This window comes from Streptomyces sp. DS1-CR2, from assembly GCF_055760475.1.
On record NZ_CM147085.1, the window covers coordinates 472,965 to 488,541 of the forward strand.

At 68.4% G+C, this 15,577-nt stretch carries 15 protein-coding genes and 3 pseudogenes; 10 read left to right on the top strand and 8 right to left on the bottom strand.

Features of this window, described 5'->3' with window-relative positions; translation table 11 throughout:
• Positions 1–65 precede the first annotated feature (65 nt).
• Positions 66–344, top strand: coding sequence for a hypothetical protein (locus tag ACY0PA_RS02340; RefSeq protein WP_473083092.1), 279 nt, complete (start codon positions 66–68; stop codon positions 342–344).
• Between the two features lie 92 nt (positions 345–436).
• Entirely contained in the window at positions 437–640 is a 204-nt protein-coding gene (locus tag ACY0PA_RS02345; RefSeq protein WP_473083093.1) for a DUF6207 family protein, read from the top strand.
• 829 nt (positions 641–1,469) lie between these two features.
• On the opposite strand, the gene ACY0PA_RS02350 is transcribed toward ACY0PA_RS02345, so the two are convergent.
• Positions 1,470–3,305, bottom strand: a complete 1,836-nt coding sequence (locus tag ACY0PA_RS02350) for a hydroxysqualene dehydroxylase (RefSeq protein WP_473083094.1) — start codon at positions 3,303–3,305, stop codon at positions 1,470–1,472.
• Between the two features lie 410 nt (positions 3,306–3,715).
• On the opposite strand from ACY0PA_RS02350, the pseudogene ACY0PA_RS02355 reads away from it, so the two are divergent.
• Together ACY0PA_RS02355 and ACY0PA_RS02360 are read left to right on the top strand one after the other, a co-directional pair.
• Positions 3,716–4,315, top strand: a pseudogene (locus tag ACY0PA_RS02355) (DNA polymerase III subunit alpha); the annotation flags it as partial.
• Positions 4,316–4,610: 295 nt separating this feature from the next.
• Positions 4,611–4,732: pseudogene (locus tag ACY0PA_RS02360) on the top strand (TIGR03085 family metal-binding protein); the annotation flags it as partial.
• On the opposite strand, the gene ACY0PA_RS02365 reads toward ACY0PA_RS02360, so the two are convergent.
• Together ACY0PA_RS02365 and ACY0PA_RS02370 are read right to left on the bottom strand one after the other, a co-directional pair.
• Positions 4,708–5,130: a hypothetical protein gene (locus ACY0PA_RS02365; RefSeq protein ID WP_473083095.1), complete on the bottom strand. Its 423-nt coding sequence runs from the start codon at positions 5,128–5,130 to the stop codon at positions 4,708–4,710. The pseudogene ACY0PA_RS02360 and the gene ACY0PA_RS02365 overlap by 25 nt on opposite strands.
• Complete coding sequence (locus tag ACY0PA_RS02370) at positions 5,118–5,768, bottom strand: MFS transporter (protein WP_473083096.1); 651 nt, start codon at positions 5,766–5,768, stop codon at positions 5,118–5,120. Before ACY0PA_RS02370 ends, ACY0PA_RS02365 begins: the two co-directional genes overlap by 13 nt.
• Positions 5,769–7,054: 1,286 nt before the next feature.
• Here ACY0PA_RS02370 and ACY0PA_RS02375 point away from each other — a divergent pair.
• The 3 genes from ACY0PA_RS02375 (at position 7,055) to ACY0PA_RS02385 (ending at position 9,741) form a co-directional block, all read left to right on the top strand.
• On the top strand, positions 7,055–7,915 hold the full coding sequence (locus ACY0PA_RS02375; RefSeq protein ID WP_473083097.1) for a helix-turn-helix domain-containing protein: 861 nt from the start codon (positions 7,055–7,057) through the stop codon (positions 7,913–7,915).
• Between the two features lie 240 nt (positions 7,916–8,155).
• A complete protein-coding gene (locus tag ACY0PA_RS02380) occupies positions 8,156–8,599 on the top strand; it encodes an SH3 domain-containing protein (protein ID WP_473083098.1) in 444 nt (147 codons plus the stop codon).
• A gap of 131 nt (positions 8,600–8,730) precedes the next feature.
• Positions 8,731–9,741: a phage baseplate protein gene (locus ACY0PA_RS02385; RefSeq protein WP_473083099.1), complete on the top strand. Its 1,011-nt coding sequence runs from the start codon at positions 8,731–8,733 to the stop codon at positions 9,739–9,741.
• 117 nt (positions 9,742–9,858) lie between these two features.
• Here the strand turns inward: ACY0PA_RS02385 and ACY0PA_RS02390 are convergent, their stop codons facing one another.
• Positions 9,859–10,068, bottom strand: a complete 210-nt coding sequence (locus tag ACY0PA_RS02390; RefSeq protein WP_473083100.1) for a hypothetical protein — start codon at positions 10,066–10,068, stop codon at positions 9,859–9,861.
• Positions 10,069–10,105: 37 nt separating this feature from the next.
• On the opposite strand from ACY0PA_RS02390, the pseudogene ACY0PA_RS02395 reads away from it, so the two are divergent.
• A pseudogene (locus ACY0PA_RS02395) lies at positions 10,106–10,657 on the top strand (transposase); the annotation flags it as partial.
• A 401-nt stretch (positions 10,658–11,058) separates the two neighbouring features.
• Here ACY0PA_RS02395 and ACY0PA_RS02400 read toward each other — a convergent pair.
• Positions 11,059–11,835, bottom strand: coding sequence for a class I SAM-dependent methyltransferase (locus tag ACY0PA_RS02400; protein ID WP_473083101.1), 777 nt, complete (start codon positions 11,833–11,835; stop codon positions 11,059–11,061).
• A 197-nt stretch (positions 11,836–12,032) separates the two neighbouring features.
• Here ACY0PA_RS02400 and ACY0PA_RS02405 point away from each other — a divergent pair, with 197 nt between their 5' ends.
• Positions 12,033–12,194: a hypothetical protein gene (locus tag ACY0PA_RS02405; protein WP_473083102.1), complete on the top strand. Its 162-nt coding sequence runs from the start codon at positions 12,033–12,035 to the stop codon at positions 12,192–12,194.
• Positions 12,195–12,299: 105 nt separating this feature from the next.
• Here the strand turns inward: ACY0PA_RS02405 and ACY0PA_RS02410 are convergent, their stop codons facing one another.
• Entirely contained in the window at positions 12,300–13,076 is a 777-nt protein-coding gene (locus ACY0PA_RS02410) for a TCP-1/cpn60 chaperonin family protein (RefSeq protein ID WP_473083103.1), read from the bottom strand.
• Between the two features lie 45 nt (positions 13,077–13,121).
• Between ACY0PA_RS02410 and ACY0PA_RS02415 the strand changes: the two genes are divergently transcribed.
• A protein-coding gene (locus ACY0PA_RS02415) for an IS5 family transposase (RefSeq protein ID WP_473086214.1) occupies positions 13,122–13,927 on the top strand; the annotation gives its coding sequence in 2 pieces (ribosomal slippage) (positions 13,122–13,452 and positions 13,452–13,927; 807 coding nt in all).
• Here ACY0PA_RS02415 and ACY0PA_RS02420 read toward each other — a convergent pair.
• Both ACY0PA_RS02420 and ACY0PA_RS02425 read right to left on the bottom strand, forming a co-directional pair.
• On the bottom strand, positions 13,917–14,906 hold the full coding sequence (locus ACY0PA_RS02420; RefSeq protein WP_473083104.1) for a TCP-1/cpn60 chaperonin family protein: 990 nt from the start codon (positions 14,904–14,906) through the stop codon (positions 13,917–13,919). The genes ACY0PA_RS02415 and ACY0PA_RS02420 overlap by 11 nt on opposite strands.
• 12 nt (positions 14,907–14,918) lie before the next feature.
• Positions 14,919–15,338 (bottom strand): hypothetical protein, encoded by a 420-nt coding sequence (locus tag ACY0PA_RS02425; protein WP_473083105.1) that lies wholly within the window; start codon positions 15,336–15,338, stop codon positions 14,919–14,921.
• Between the last annotated feature and the right edge of the window lie 239 nt (positions 15,339–15,577).

Consider the following 15,577-nt stretch of genomic DNA (forward strand, 5'->3'; position numbering starts at 1 on the left):
GCTCCCCCGAGGCGTACGGCGGGACGGCATGGTGGAGGGGTGGCGTCGGTATCTGAGGGGGCGACATGGACCTGGACCGTCATCCACTGGCGCACCTGCGCCGCACTCACCACTGGTCCGGAGACGACCTCGCCCGCCTGCTCCGTGACCAGGCCCGCAGACGCGGCCTGCGCAGCGGCATCGACCGCAACCGGATCTGGCTCTGGGAAAGCGGCCACTCCACACCGCCACCCCTTCCGCCACCCCTGAGGAGCCGCGCAGCGAACGGCCTCAGGCCGGTCGGCGCTGATGTCGCCCCCGGAATCGCCGTACCCGACGCCGTACGGCAACACTTGGGGCGGTGAGTCAGCGGAGTCGACGGGCTCTGACCGCACCCCGATCGTGTGAAGCGCTTCCCCGGAACGAACCCGTACGGACAGACGCCGTCATGCCCACCATGACCACCTTGCACCACCACGTTCCCGGGCACGTCAGCGTCACCATCTCGGGCGCAGACGAGACGACAGTCCGCGCCTTCGCCCAAGCCCTGAGCGGCTGCCACAACGTGACCGGACCCGGAGACCCGTTCCGGTTGCCAGGAGAACCGGGCGTCCGCATCCACGTCTATGGCCACACCGACCCCGTCGACTACGCCGGCTGAGACTCGGCCCGCAGGCGCCCCACACAGGTGACCGTGGCCACCGCGTGGTGCCCGCCGCGACCTCCACGCTCAGGACCCCGCGCGCTGATCAATCGCACCGGCGCACTCGAAATCCGCCCTGCCGGACGGGCGAACCGCGATCCGCGTGGTCGCTGACGTGATCGCTCCCCTCAGTTCCAGTGGCCGGTCAGGCGGAGCATGAGCGAGCTGGCCCCGGTCCTCGGTCAGGCCCAGCGCAGCCGCGACCGTCGCCTCGTCCGCGTCGGTGCCGTCGGCGGCTGCCCTGCCGACGTCGCGGGCCAGGCGCGCTCGAGGAGCATCGTCGCGCGCAGCGCGGCGAGCGGCGCATCAGCGGCCAGGACGTTCAAGCTGGCGGCCAGTTGCTCGACGAGATCGTCGACGTCGGCGGGCAGCGGGACCGCCTTCGGCCATAATGATCAACTTCCTCCTACGCTCCGACTGGTACGCCGAGCCGAAGCCGTCACCCACCCCCGCCCCGCTGGCGGCAAGCCTGGTGTAGGTTCGCGTTTCGAGTGTCACTTTCTCGTTGGCGGTGGCCCCTGTCTGACCCAAGGCCAGCGCGGCGAGACGAACTGAGCTGCCTGAACTGAGCCGCTCGATGGCCTGCCGGCCAGAGCGGCGCCGAGGAAGGCGTCAGCGGCAGGCCGGGACCAAGCTCACCGCGCATGGTCACGATTCGTGCGAGCGGAAGCCCCTGTCGTACGACCCGCCGTTCGGTGCGGATGCTCCAGCGGCACCACGCCGTTTCGGTTGAAGGGCCGCAGCCGCTCGGGGCAGCAGCTCTTCCGGCGCCATTCGGTGCCGGGTGCTACCCCAGGTCGAAGGTGTTGGGCAGCCCCAGCCGATAGCGCGCCTCGTCGACCCGCTTCAGGGGCTCCATCTCCGGCGGCCGGAACAACTCCCAGATGTGACACCGCTCGGCGCCCGAATTGTCCGCGTCCAGGAGTGCGTTGACGGCGCGTCGCGCGGACTCGTTGGCGCCCTCCATGGTCGCCAGGTCCACATCCGTACGGACGTAGTCGCCCGCGAGGAAGAAGTTCGGCACCGCTGTCCTCGCCGACGGGCGGTGGTAGAGGGTGCCGGTGGGGTGAATGAGGAGCTGTTCGCGGTTGTGTGGGTCGGGGCCGCCGAGGCCTGTCACCGCCGGGTCCATGAACCAGCCGAGCCGGTCCTCGTCCCTGAGCGTCGTCTTGCCTGAGTCGTTCAGCCCGTCCTTCAGCTGGGCCCACAGTTCGGCGACGATCTCGTCCTTGGTGCACTCACGGGCCGTCTTGCCGTACAGGATTCCGGGCTTGTCCCACTCGGAGATGATCGCGGACAGGCACTCGTGGGCCTGCCCGTCTCCGTAGTCGCGCGAGAAGTCCCGTCCGTCCCAGAACTGCGTCTGACCGATTCCGGTGACCGCCCACGGTGAGTCGAGGCAGTTGATGTGGCCGTGCACGACGGGGGTGGGCGTGCGAAGGTAGAACATCACGCCGGTCATCCAGTCCGTCTTCAGCGCGTCGCACCGCCCGAGCTGCGGGTCGGCGGCGCGCAGGGCCGGGCCCCAGGTCACGCGCGCATGCTCGACCGGGAGGGCTGAGACGTAGTGGTCGGCGGTGATGGTGCGCTGCTGGCTGCCGTCGCGCGCCGCCACCCGTACGCCAGTCACCCGGCCGCCGCCGTACACCACCTCCCGGACCTCGGTGTCGAGCACGAACTCGACGCCCAGGGAGCGCAGACGCGTCTCCCAGGGGTCGATCCACGCCTCGCTGGTCGGGGCGTTCAGCACTCGGTCGATGTCTGCGTCGCCGTCCATGCCGCGGCCGAGCAGGCCCCACAGGATGAGCGCCTCGATGATGACGCGGCCCACGGTGCGGGTGGAGGCGACCTCGGCGCGGGTGGCGACGAGGTTACGGGTTTGGCCGATGCCGAGGAGCACCTGGTACTCGCGGCTCATCTCGCCGGCCCGGATGAAGTCCCACCATGCGACCTTCTCCCACTGGCCCTCGCGGCGGGCGTCGCAACTGGTGAGGTGGACCAGGAGGCGGTCGGCGAAGTAGACGGCCTCGTTGGCGGGCAGTTGAGTGGCGAGGTCCAGCACCGAAAGGATCTGGTCGCGGATCCAGGACACGGTGAGGTCCCCGGGGGCGGGCGGGGTGGTGACCCGGCGGAGTGGGAAATGCAGGTCCGGGCGGCCCGAGCCGCGCGCGAACAACTCCTCCGTACCGACGCGGAGGTTGCCGTGGACGCCGCTGGCGTTGCCAGGGAAGGGGATGCGACGCATGGTGTCCGGCAGATTCCGGTAAAAGCCGGGGAAGAAGCGGAAGCCGTGCTCGCCGGGAAGCGGCTTGCGGCCGCCCGTTCCGGTCCCGGGGACGTCCATGGAGCGAGCCTTGCCACCGAGAACGTCGTAGTACTCGTAGACCGTGACCTCGTAGCCGCGTTCGGCGAGTTCGTGGGCGGCGCTGAGGCCGGAGACTCCGCCGCCGAGGACCGCGACGCGCTTGCCGGAGGAGGCCGCGGCCGCGCTGCCGGCAGCCCCCAAGACGCCGACCGCTCCCCCGCCGACGGCTCCGGCGACCGCTCCCCCGGTCGCCGTCAGGAAGCCTCTGCGGCTGTGTCCGTTGTGCCCCTGGGACTGCTGCGCGTGTTCTGTTGTCATGAGCACCGGAGGGTAGGCAGAGGCTCCGGAAGCCGGAAGCCCTATTTCCTGTCACCCACAGCACCCTCACAAACACACGGAGACAGCGATGCCGAGCATGTTCGTGCACCGGCCCGTCGACTCGTATCCGCGGCTCGCACCCGAGGCGCGGCGCGGGTCGGCCCTGTACCTGTTCAAGTTCCGATCCGAATCCGACGTGCGATGCACGCCTGACGCTGCCCGACCGACCTCGCGACATCGTGGCCCAATTAGTCTCAACCCGTCTATCAGTCCCATTCATCACAACTGCCGCTGAATAGCATGAGTAGGGACACGTAGATGAGACGAATTCACCAGGGCACTGCGTTGAGACGTCCAGCATCGAAGCTGGTCACTGCTGCTCCAGGGGACATCGGAAACGGGAACCTACAGACGTGCGGGCGATGGGCGTCCGGGTCGCCGCGCGCGGCTCCGGTGCCGGCTCCATGGTCAACCACTCTCTGTTCGTGGCGACGGCGAACCCGCTCACTCACCGCCTGCTGTTCGAACGGTTCCTCTCCGAGCGGCGCACCTCGCTGCCGGACATCGACCTCGACGTGGAATCCGCCCGTCGCCTGGAGGTCTACGACAAGATCATCGAACGGTTCGGGCTCGAACGGGTCGCGGTCACCGGCATGCCCGAGACCTACCGTGCCCGGCATGCCCTGCGCGACACCGGGCTCGCCCTGGGGATCGCCCCGCAGACCGTCGACATGATCGCCAAAAGCTTTCCGCACATCCGGGCCTGTGACATCCGCTCCGCGCTCGCCGAGCTGCCCGAACTAGGCCAACTCGCCGCCCGCGCAGATGAGTTCGGGCCGTTGTGGGAACTGGCCGAGGGGCTGGACGCCCTCGTGCGCGGCTACGCCATGCACCCGTGCGGAGTGATCATCTCTAATGCGTCGCTGCTGGACCGGCTGCCGGTGCAGCCCACGCCGGGCGGCGACTATCCGATGCTGCAGGCCGACAAGGAGGACGTTGATTCTCTGGGGTCGAGGCTGTTGCCGTGGAACCAGTCTCACGTTGATGCAGCCCAGCGACTTGGTAGATGATTCTATTCATCGCGACACCTGTGGTGCTAGCGCTCGATCCGGTGATCCGCTGTGTGGCGTCGTCAATGTCGCCGAGAAAGACGGCCGCTGCCTTGCGCGCGTCGGAGATTAGCTGTGATGAGACGAAGGGGCATCGTCAGGCTGCAATTCACCCGGCACCTGTCTCGCCGGGTGCTGCCCATCCGCAGCAGGCCGCCGCGGTTCTCCCCCCTTCGCACTGAAGCAGCTCGACGAGGCGACCGGTGAGCCGGCGGAGCTGATGCTCTTCGCGTACGGGCGGCAGGCTGCGGCTGACGTCGAGGCGAGGGCGACAAGGACGCGGTGGCGAAGGTCTACGAGGCTTCGCTGGGGATCTGAGCGGGGACTGCTACCGGCTGCCCGGTGTCCTTCCCGCCCGGCAGCCGCGGCAGTTCCGCACGGCGTACGGCAGCTGAGGACAGCCCGGCGACGGCACCCAGCGCACTGAACGCCGCGCCCATGACGAACACCGGCTGCGCGCCCCAGGCGCTGATCGCGGCGCCGAACAACGGAAAGCTGAGCGGGGTGAGCCCAACGCCGGTGAGGCTCATCGCCGACGTGACGCGCCCCAGGTAGCCGGGCGCCGCCGAGGTCTGGATCAGCGCAATGGCCAGTCCCCCGCACATGCCGCAGAGCAGCCCGGACAGCAGCGACAGACCGACGGCCGCGGAAAGCGTGGGCATGAACGCGACCGCCCCCGCCGCGGCCGAGCCCACGACGAGCATCACGTTCTGCACGAGCCCGGCCCTCGGCACCCGCCTCTTGACGGCCAGCAAGGCGGCGCACACGGCCTGTCCGAGGCCGAACGCCCCGGCGATCCAGCCGTAGCCTGAGGGACCCCAGCCCTGCCCCTGCTGAGCACAATCAGCCCTACGGTGAACAGTCCGTTGGTTCCGAGTTCGCTCATCGCCCCGGAGACCATGAGCGGCCCGATCACCCGGTGTCGCCGTATGTACCGCAGCCCGTCGACGAGTTCACCCCATGCACTCTGCGGGACGGTGCTTCCGGGCTGGTCATCGGTCGGCAGCGGCCGCAGCCGCAGCCGCAGAGCCATCAGGAGCGGTACGGACAGGGCGAAGAGCAGCCCCGCGGCCCCGAGCGCCGTGGCAGCCCCGCCGTACGCCATGGCCAGCCCGCCGAGCGGCGGCCCGACGATCCAACTGATCCGGATGACCAGCATGCGCAGCCCCTGGATCCGGCCGATCTGGTCCAGCGCGGCGAGCCGCGGGGGCAGCGCGCCCACGGCGGGCATGAACAGCGCGTCCACGACGCCGAAGAGGACCGCGCCGACGAGCCAGCGTGAGGTCCTCCTCTTCGTCATGAGCGTCTTGGGTGCGGTCGCCGGGGTGATCGGAACGATCGTTGGAATCGTCACCTATCTCTTCCCGCGCGGCTGAGGACGCTGGTCACCGTGCCCTGCCGGGCCAGCTCGGCCCGTAACCGCTCGTTGTCGAGGGTGAGGGCTTGGACGTGCTGAGCGAGTGTGTCGACGGACCGGCGAAGGTCAGTGATCTCTTCGTGGCGGGCGCGACGTGCTTCGCGGAGTTCGCCCCGGAATCCGTCAGGCCCTGGCACGCGTGGTGCGTGCCAGGGAGCCCACCACGGCGGCCCAACACCTGTTCGCCACGAACACCGCCTAGACACCTCCCCCGGCCAGCACATCCGGTGACCCGTTGACCCGGATGTGCCGCCGCCGTGACGGCCCGCGAGACCCCGCACCTCGAACGCCACGCCCGGCCGCCACCAGGCACCCTCCCGCACTCGTCAAGAAGGGTGGGCTGCCGGACCGGAGGGGCCCAACTCTCACCGGCCGGTCTGGCAGCCTCGTGACCGGGCGGGCGTCGAGGCTGCCGGACGGTGCAGCGCGGGTGCGGGGATGGTGGGAGAGCACCGCACACCACGCTGGCCTATCGGGTGGGCCACGGGCAGCTGCCTGCCAGCCTGACCCACTCCCGGTCCACCTGCCCGGGCACGACACGCCCCTGCTCACTCCGGCAGGCAGCCAACGCCGCAAAGGCCGACTCACCAGACGATGCGGCGGAAAGGTGACATATAGGTGTGCCGGGAAGTCTGGTCGGCGGACACATCTGCCTGCCACCGGCGTTGACCGGCCCGGGCAGGGTGAGGTCCACTTCTCGGCCAGGCTGATAGAACGCGTACCGCTCGAAACGCCCGCGCGGCCCTCTCCAGATACGCGGACACCCCCGCTTGCCGACGCGCTCGCGGATCGCCTGCAGGGTGCCGGCGGTGAGAGAGACGGCGACGCCGCTGCTGGGGCCGTCGCCGGGGGAAGTCGGTGTCGTCGTCAGCCAGGGCATGAGTGTGGAATTTGGAATGCCATACGGCGACATCCTTCTGAGTCACCATCCACGCTCCCCCGGTGGCGAACCTGAGAGGACTGCCCATATTGGGCCGGGGGCGTGCGTCAAGAGGTCGCGCGTAGCGCCCACGGCGCACGCAATGCACGTCAACTCCGTGTCCGATTTACTCCTGAAGCGACGCTGACCTGCAGGTTCGTTGAGAAACCTCCGTTATGCGCGTCGACCGGAAGCCGCAAGGGTACCTATCTCTGCGCATCTGGGACGAAGTGGGCGGCTTGGTGCCGTGGGCACGGCAGGACGGGAGCGGCCCCGGGATGCGGAGAGCACGAAGGGGACAGGAATGGCTCGTTGGCGACCGCTGCCCGCGGAACTGAACGATGACACGCGCCTGTTGGTGGAACGCCTGCGCGGGCTCAAGGACCGGACCGGCCTGACCTTGGTCGAGTTGGCCGAGCGCACCGCTTACAGCAAGTCCGCCTGGCACAGATATCTCAACGGGGACAAGTTCCCGCCGCGACAGGCGGTGGAGGCGCTGGGGCGGGAGGCGGGAGCGGATGCCGCGCGGCTGCTTGTCCTGTGGGGCGCGGCACACGCTCGTCATGACCGGTCCGTGCGGGAGGCGGCGTCGCCAGCCGCGGTTCCGCCGGCCGTGACCGTGATCCCGCCCGTGGCGCCCCGCCGCCGCCGGCGGCGCGCGACCGTGACGCTACTTGCCGCCGCGTGCGTGCTGCTCGGGGGCGCCGCCTTCGCCGCCTGTTCCCTCGTCTCCCTCCGGCTCGCCGTCCGCGGGGCTTCGAACTCGGGGGCCGGCCGGGGCGATCTCTGTCGGGGCGAGTCCTGCCAGGGCCGCCTCCCGCATCCCTCGCGATGTGCTCAGGACGCCCGGACCGAGAGCAGTGTGGCGAGTGGCGGGTATGTGGTGCGGTTGCGATACAGCCCGGCGTGCTCGACGGTCTGGGCCGAGGTGCAGGCTCCCCGGGGCCACCCGGCCCGCGAGGTGTCCATCGAGGCCGGGCCCGACGAGCGCCTCACGTCGCATCCGGACCCGGAAGCGGATTCTGCCCCGGCAGCGGACCGAGAGTTCAGTCCGATGCTGGCCGCGTTGACCCGCTCGCCCGAAGAGGCGTGCGCGGTGGCCGAGGCGAAGCTGGTGTGCACCAGCGAGGACGGATCCGAGGTGACGTCCGCATCGGCCCCGTGAGGGTGCGCGTCCCCGGCCGTTCCCCGTATCCGGGGCTGGGCCGCGTCAGCCCCCGCGTTGTGCGGGGAAATTCCCCGTGCGTCCCGGGCCCCTGGGAACGGGAGTCACGGCGGGAGACGCCGGACATCACTGAAGATGCCGACACCGATCCACGGGGCCGGCAGCCGGGCACAGTGCCGCATTCAGGAACTGCGGACCGTGTGTGGCGCACCGCTCAACACCCGTCCTCAAGGAGAACCCATGAACCTGCGCCCGGTGCGGTACGGCATCGTCGCCGCGCTCACCTCCCTCGCCCTCACACCGACCCTCGCGCTGGCCGGCGCCGCCCCGGCTCCGCCGTCACAGCAGGCGCCCGCGTGGATCACCAGCTGCGCCCGGCACGCGGCGCCGCCGAGTACGAGGCACAACGTTCACAAGGCACACAAGACTCACAAGCCGAACAAGTTCCGTCACAGCAGCCTGGGTCGTGTCACGACGCGCACCGGGCACCTCAACGTCCGCTCCGGCGCCGGCACCGGCTACCGCGTGATCGGTTCGCTGCACCGCGGCGCCTCGGTGTGGCTTGTCTACAAGACGCACGGCACCCAGGTCCACGGCAACCGACTCTGGTACAAGCTCGCCGACCACAAGGGCTACGTCTCAGCCCGTTACGTCCGCAACCTCGGCTTCGTTCCGGCGAAGTAGGGCAGAGGGCGCGGACCCGCGCCAACTTCCGTGGCAGTGGTGCGGCCTGGCCTCGCCCTGCTCCCTGCGCGCTCCGTCACCGGCGGAGCGCGCTCCCCCGTCGTACGCGAACATACCGAGAGGTGGCCGCCATGGCCAGGTTCACCCCCCAACCGCCCACCCGCAGGGACGCGCTCGGGCTCGCAGCCCTCGCGGCCCTGGGCGGCAAGCTCCCGGCCGCGGTGGCGCAGGCCGGGACGACGGGAACCCGGCAGGGCACACCCGATCTCGCCACACCGGGAACCTCATGGCTCACCGGTCTCCGGCTTCGCCACTGCACCGTGCTGCAGTCCTTCGCCTTCGACGAGGCGCACGGTTGCCTGTACGCGTTGCAGGTCATGCAGGGCGGCATCAGGCTGCCGGGCGAGAGCCGCCCGCATACCCATGCCGAACGGGCACGCCGCGGAGACCTCTGCCTCAACCGGCTCAGCCTGCGCGGTGCCCTGACCGGCTACATGCTCCTCAAGGGCTTCGGCCATGGTGGGGCGATGGGCGTCGAGGAGCACCCGCGGGGCAGCAGGCTGTGGGCGGAGTGGGACGCCCATCCGGCTTCCGGTTACGGCCGCGGCATCTGCCGGTTCCGGTTCGCCGACGGACACATCCTCACCCGCGCCGGCGCCGGCCTCGCCGCCTACCGCCCCGTGCCGGGCTCCACCAGCAACTGCGTCGCCCTCGATCAGGGCAGCCGCAGACTCCTGCTGCGCTACAAGGTCGAAGGTGCCCCGCGCTTCGCGGTGTACGACCTCGCCCGCTTCGCTGCCTGGGACTTCCGCCCGCTCGCCGACCTCGCCCAGCCCGACGCCCACCTCGGCCTGCCGTTCCAGGGCATGGCGCTGGACGGCGATACTGTCTACCAACTCATGGGCAGCGGCTACGGTCCCGGCAATCCCGTGACGTCCGACGGCAACACCCGCCTCGCCAGGGTCAACTGGCGCACCGGGACGCCGTACCAGGACTTCCCGGACCGTACAGCGCCGCACCTCGCCCCGCGTGAGCCGGAAGGACTTGCCGTACGCCGCAGCGACCGGCGGCTCTACCTCGGATTCGCCGAGGGGGCACCGGGCGTCAGGCGATTCTCCCTCTATTCAAAGAGGTTGGACTGAGACGTCATCCGCTTTCCGAACGTGATCGTTTGGTTCGGCACACGTAGCCGGAGACGACGAGCACGCATACCCCGGCCCCGGCCAGCAGCGCCTCGTTTCTCCCGGGGGCGCGTGCGCTCAGGGGGCCGCGTGCGAGCAGGCCCAGGACGATGCCGACGGCGAGGGCCCCACGTACTGCCACGTCGTGACGCACGTGACGACGATATGAGCGAAGACGTGCAGGGATCCCATGAGCGAGTCCGGCGTGAGCATCGAGGAGGCGTGCTTCACCTCACGCCGGTGTGCTGCGCCCCGTGAGGTGTAGAGAACCAGAGTCGGGACTGTCAAACGTTCGGTGTAACTCCCGATCATGGAAGATGCATCGATGACCAGCGACAACATGACCGAGGCCGAACCCTCCAAGCCGTCTGAGGCAGCGCTGGCGAAGTCTGTGGACGACCGGCTGATTGACGAACTGGTGGGCCGGGCTCAGGCCGAGGGCCTTCAGCTGACCGGCTCGGGCGGGCTGCTACAGCAGCTGACCAAGCGGCTCCTGGAGTCCGCTCTCGAGGGTGAGATCACCGACCACCTCGGCTATGACAAGCACGATCCCGCCGGGAAGAACGGCGGCAACTCACGCAACGGCACCCGCGCCAAGACCGTGCTCACCGACGTCGGTCCGGTCGAGATAGCCGTGCCCCGCGACCGGGAAGGAAGCTTCGAGCCGAGGATCGTCAAGAAGCGGCAGAAGCGTCTGTCCGGCGCAGACGAGATGGTCATCTCGCTCGCGGCGAAGGGCCTGACGACCGGTGAGGTCCAGGCGCACCTTGGCGAGGTCTATGGAGCCGATGTGGCCCGGCAGACCATCGCCGCCGAGCTGGGCCGAAGCCCGTCCACCATCAGCCGGGAAATACGCCGCAACGGCGCTCTGTGGCGGGGCACCCAGTGGACCTACCGCCCCCACGCGGCCCATCGACGTGCTGAACAACGGCGCCCTCGGCCCAACCGTGCGCATCCCGCAATCCGGGCTGAGGCCACCGTTACAGGCAGACCGTGACCGTTGTGTCCCCGCGACGATCGACCTCGACCTGGTAGCGCACCGAGCCGTCCGCCCAGACCTACCGCGCCAGGACCAGCGCGTACCGCTACTGCCCGGCCGACCACACCCGCAGAGCCGGACAGTCGCCCTTCGGCCACGTCCACACCTCGGGCTCCGGCCCCTCCCCCGCAGACCAGAGTGTCGCTTGCTCCGGCTCTGGAACCTCGTTCGTCACGCCCTTGATTCTAAGAACGCGAGGTCAGGGCACCTGCCCTCCCTCCGCCGAGAGGTGGAGTCACCTACTCACCGGCGCGGGCCATGAGCAGCGGCTGGAAAAAGCCCGTCTCCTGCGGCATCCGCCACTCGGGGTCGACAAACCCGGCCTCGGCTGCGAGGCCGGCCAGCCGGTTCCGGCCGAGTGCCCAGTAAGTAGTACGGCGGACCTGGACGCGCCATTCTCCGCCTGCCGGAAGGAGTTGGAAGTGCTCCAGGTCGTAGTGCTCGCCGTCGTCGTGCCAGTGCCAGAGCTGGAAGGTGACGGTTCGTTCTTCGCCGTCGGCGCAGTCGACGTTCCCGTGGACTTGTGGAGGCGTCGAAGCCGGGCGGTCGCGCAGCAGGTCGTCGTAGTGGCGTGTGCTGAGCAGCAGTAGGCCGTCGGGACGCAGCACGCGGCGCATCTCGGCCAGGGCAGCGTGCACATCCTGCTCAGTCAGCAGGTGAGGCAGCGAGTTGTCGGCGCAGACGACCGTGTCGAACCGGCCATCAGGAAACGGGAGGCGTCGCATGTCGGCGGCGGCCGTGGGCAGGCTCAGGTTCCGGCGGGCGGCCTCACGGGCAGCGCGGGCGGCGGCGCGGGGGCTGAGGTCGGTCCCGGTGACCCGGTGCCCGCGCAGCGCCAGGCCGATGGCCTGCGTGCCGATGCCGCAGGAACAGTCGAGGACCGTCGCGCGATCTTGGCTGATCAGGGCGTCCAGGGCGCCCCCCTGGTGACGGATGCTCGCGTCCCAGTCTGAATAGATCAGGTGGTAGTCGTCAGCCAGTTCGTCGTAGAAGTGCGCCACCGATGCCTCGAGCATGGCCCGAGATTACCGTGCCTGCTTCCCCGGAGGTGCCGGTCATCCCTGTGATCGGCGCGAACGCCCTCACTGACGGCAGCACCGTCATTTCCCGTGAACAACTGCGAGCGCGTTGATCGCCAACTGCTGTTGAAACTCATCGACAAACGCTGCTGCTGAACGTGAACGAAGCCGCCCCATGCCCCGACATCACAAAGGTGGCCAACGACCTCATCGACAAGGGCTGGGAGGTGGGCCCGGTGGACCTGGACACCGTCATCCCGTACATCACCAGCAAGACCCGCCGCTTCGGGACCTGGCACCTGGACATGGAGCCGGCCGAGAACGAGGCGGTAGGGCGGCTGCGGATGGTCGCGTGATGGTGCGGTCTATGGGATGAACTGTGCCGGTACAGCCGAAAGAGGCGTCGAATCCGCTTGCTATGGCTTCGACGCCTCTCGTGTTGACCGGATGGCCGCCAGTCATCAGAGTAGGTCGAGAAACCGAATCGTGGTGTCCGCGGCCGCTGACATTGCGGTTTCCGTGACGTAGGCGGAATCGACGACACCTGTGGCCATATCTGTATATCGGCGCGCAACGAGGTCGAAGCACTGACCCGCGCGGGCTTGGCTCTCCAGCTCATCCAGCGTCGGCGTCCGCCCTGAGTTCTCGCACAACTGCCGTGCCGGGTCCGCCAAAGATGCGAGAAGAATTCGCCACCCAGGCGAGTCCAGTTCTCCGTGGTTCAAAGAAGACTCCGCCATCGAACTCAGTTGCAGCATGCCAGCGCCTCCGCCGGGCAGGAGACCTCGTTTGACAGCGGCGCGGGAAACCGCCAGCCCCTTCCCTGCCAGGCCGATACGGTGCTCCGTCTCGCGCTTAGTGAAGCCACCGATCTTCAGCACCGCGGCTCCGCCTTCAAGCCGGGACAGCCGCTCCCGAAGCCTCGCTCGGCCGTCGTCTGAGGACAGCCGATCCATCGCAGACCTGATCTCCTCGGCCCTGCATGTGACCTGCTGGCCTTCGCCGCCGGTACCGATCAGCACCGTTGAAGTGGCTGTCACGACAGCCCGCCGAGCACGGCCGAAGAAGCGGTCTAGGTCCTCCCCGTATACGCCCGAGTCTGAACCAGCCGTTACGATCCGCCCTCCGGTCGCAAGCGCGATGTCCTGTAGGCACGCCCTGCGTTCCTGTTCAGGCCCGAGAGCCTTGACAGCTGCGGATGGGAAGTTGCCGCGCTCTGCATTAAGAGGTTGTCTCACGTGGCGTAGCGCCCGTGCGGCATGATGCTGGGCGTGGGTGCCGATCTGTCGAAGCGTCTGGTTCCTGATGAACTCTGGGAACTGGTCGCCCCGTTGCTGCCGTCGTTCACCGCTCGCCCGCAGGGCGGAGGGACCGCACCGTGTGATGAGCGGGCCGTGTTCACGGCCGTGGTGTACGTGCTGACCAGCGGATGTGCTTGGCGGCACCTGCCGGAGACGTTCGGTACGTCACCGGCGACGGCGCATCGCCGGTTCACGGTCTGGACCGAGGCCGGCTTGTGGCGTCGGTTGCACCAGGTGGTGCTGGACGAACTCGGTGCCCGGGGCGAGGTGGACTGGTCCTCGGCGATCATCGATGCGGCCTCCGTCCGCGCGAAAAGGGGGGATCGCTGACCGGGCCGAACCCGGTCGATCGCGGCAAGAAGGGCAGCAAGCTGCATGTCCTGTCCGATGCCCAGGGCGTCCCGCTCACGGTCGCCGTCTCCGGCGCGAACCTCCACGACAGCCAGGCATTCAAGCCGCTGATCCTGGCGATACCCGCCATCCGTTCGCGGCGCGGCCCGCGTCGACGGCGACCGGTCAAGATCCGCGCGGACAAGGCGTATTACTCCGCCGAACATCTCCGCTGGCTCCGCGGTCGGAACTTCGTCCCACGGATCGCACGGCCCGGCATCGAGTCCGGCGAACGGCTTGGCCGACATCGCTGGAAGATCGAGCGGTCGATCTCCTGGCTCTTCGGCTACCGACGCCTCACCGTCCGATACGAACGAAAGGGCAGCCACTTCCTCGCCTTCCTCGGCCTCGCGGCAGCCCTCACCTGCTACAAGAAGCTGACGAGAATCACCACGTGAGACATCCTCTAAAGATGAGCATGGACAGGGCATCATCAGGGAGATGATCGGCGATCAGAAGCAGTGGTCTTTTTGTTGGGAAGAGGCGTTCAATGTAAGGAAGTAGCTCGAATTGACTCGGAGTCCAATCGCCAATGATCAGGATGGCCGCGTCGTTCAAAATCGCTTGACCGCGCTCCTCGTTTGTCATGAAGCGACCGGATGACAAACCCCATGGAAAGCTCATCCCGTCCGACAGTTCCAGGGAACACTCGGTACCGCTGTTCTCCTCAAGGAGGACGGCGTCCAAAGCGCCAGCACGTTTCCACACATGTGCAAGCATGTCGCTGATTTGAGCGTCCTTGGTAGCCGTGAAAGCTACGGCACGGAGCTGCTCCTCAGACTGAGCGGGCACCGCGATCTGACCCAGAAGCTCACGCGCTCTGACTACCGCAGATTGAAGACTACTGGCGACTTGCGCAGAAGACGTACCAGACGAGAGTTCCCTGATCGACGCAAGGATCATCGCGTGGGCAAGGACCACGGCGGTCGCGCTGCCGTCTGAGGCTTCCGCACCGACCTCTTGGACCAGGTCCCGGATCATCCCAGCACCAAGCTGCTCCCTTACATCCTCCGGGTGGAAGACAGTCGCAACGCCACGTGCATCGAAGACCTCCTGGTCTCCACCGTGGGCCCCGCGTACCCGCGCTGCCCGAGCAGCCGGGCCGAGTGTCCTGCGCACGTGTTTGGCCGCCGCAACGACTCCCGAGGCGACGACCAACGGATGGACTTCCACGGAGTCGATGCCGCTCGCAGCGAGTTGCCCCGCAACAGCAGACGTATGCCCCAGAGCCACGTTGTAGACGATCTGCTCAACGCTGATCTTCGGCTGGTTGATCTGCGTGCCCTGGCCGAGCGCATTCGTTGAGGCGAAGTCGCTCGTGTCCATCTTCAGATTAATCCGTGCCGCTTCAGCGGCCGCTGTGTCCTCCGCCGCCATGCCAGCCCCCCGTCAGTTGTTGATCTGGGTGCCCTTGCCGAGCACATTCGCCTTGCCGTGGTCGTGGACGTTCGTGCTGATGGTGATGCTGTCAGCTGCGGCACGGTCTTCAGGGGAGAGTGCGGGCTTGATCTCCTCGTTGAGCACCCGCTCCACCTCTGGAAGCAGCTCTGGATGGGCATCGAGGAACCTGCGGAACTGCCGGCGCCAGAGTGCCATCAGCTCGGCGCGGGTCTCCTCTTCGCCGTCCTCGCTCGCCGCAAGTGCATCCTCTCGGGTCTGCACTAGTTCAGCTGCAACGGTCTCCGCCCCGGACTCCTGGTGCCGTTGCCAGAGCCCCACTACGGCCGAGCGCACGCTCTGCCAAGCATCCGTCGCCATAGCAGACACGACTGCCGAACTTGCCGCTGCCGCCAACGTGATCGGATCCACAACTCCCCCTGCTCTTCTCGGTCTGTCTTCGTACAGCTCACCGTATTGACCTTGGGGGCCGTCTGCTGGTGAGACTCGAAGACTGGCCAGGACGAGTGCAGTGCGTGAGAGCGCGGAGCGCTCGGTCCGGGCGGGCGCGGAGCGGCCGCCCGGACACGCGGCCAGGCCAGTGCAGCGCGGAGCGCTGCGCCTGCCGTCCGGCACGCGCCGGGCTGCGCCCCCCACCGGACCGTGAAGAG

What these genes read in the sequence shown, in the direction of transcription:
- ACY0PA_RS02350 (WP_473083094.1), bottom strand. Translation starts at nt 3,305, where the DNA reads ATGACAACAGAACACGCGCAGCAGTCCCAGGGGCACAACGGACACAGC.
- ACY0PA_RS02400 (WP_473083101.1), bottom strand. Translation starts at nt 11,835, where the DNA reads ATGCTCGAGGCATCGGTGGCGCACTTCTACGACGAACTGGCTGACGAC.
- ACY0PA_RS02385 (WP_473083099.1), top strand. Translation starts at nt 8,731, where the DNA reads ATGGCCAGGTTCACCCCCCAACCGCCCACCCGCAGGGACGCGCTCGGG.
- ACY0PA_RS02345 (WP_473083093.1), top strand. Translation starts at nt 437, where the DNA reads ATGACCACCTTGCACCACCACGTTCCCGGGCACGTCAGCGTCACCATC.
- ACY0PA_RS02420 (WP_473083104.1), bottom strand. Translation starts at nt 14,906, where the DNA reads ATGGCGGCGGAGGACACAGCGGCCGCTGAAGCGGCACGGATTAATCTG.
- ACY0PA_RS02375 (WP_473083097.1), top strand. Translation starts at nt 7,055, where the DNA reads ATGGCTCGTTGGCGACCGCTGCCCGCGGAACTGAACGATGACACGCGC.
- ACY0PA_RS02340 (WP_473083092.1), top strand. Translation starts at nt 66, where the DNA reads ATGGACCTGGACCGTCATCCACTGGCGCACCTGCGCCGCACTCACCAC.
- ACY0PA_RS02380 (WP_473083098.1), top strand. Translation starts at nt 8,156, where the DNA reads ATGAACCTGCGCCCGGTGCGGTACGGCATCGTCGCCGCGCTCACCTCC.